The organism is Neisseria sp. P0009.S008 (assembly GCF_051958615.1).
Classification (GTDB): domain Bacteria; phylum Pseudomonadota; class Gammaproteobacteria; order Burkholderiales; family Neisseriaceae; genus Neisseria; species Neisseria subflava.
Genome location: NZ_JBQCVG010000071.1, coordinates 1 through 263, shown reverse-complemented (window position 1 = coordinate 263; position 263 = coordinate 1). Strand labels below are relative to the sequence as shown.

The window sequence follows — 263 nt, the reverse complement described above, 5'->3', positions numbered from 1 at the left end:
GTCGCGTATGTCGTCATGCCCGGCGGCTTCGGCACGCTGGACGAATTGTTTGAAAGCCTGACGCTGGTGCAGACGGGCAAAACACCCGACCGCCCGATTATCTTGGTGGGTAAGGATTTTTGGTCGGGCTTGTTGGACTGGATACGCAAAGAGCTGCTCGGGCGCGGGCTGATTTCGGAAGCCGATATGGATTTAATCCGACTGATTGACGGTGAAGACGAAATCATCGAAGAAATCTTCGCGCACTACGAAAACCGCTTGGA

The 263-nt window shown here is 54.4% G+C and carries 1 protein-coding gene; it reads left to right on the top strand.

Going from position 1 to position 263, the window contains the following annotated elements; all coding sequences use genetic code 11:
- Positions 1 to 263, top strand: a 263-nt coding sequence (locus ACTHSQ_RS11305) for an LOG family protein (RefSeq protein WP_440375961.1), incomplete at both ends; no start/stop codon positions are given.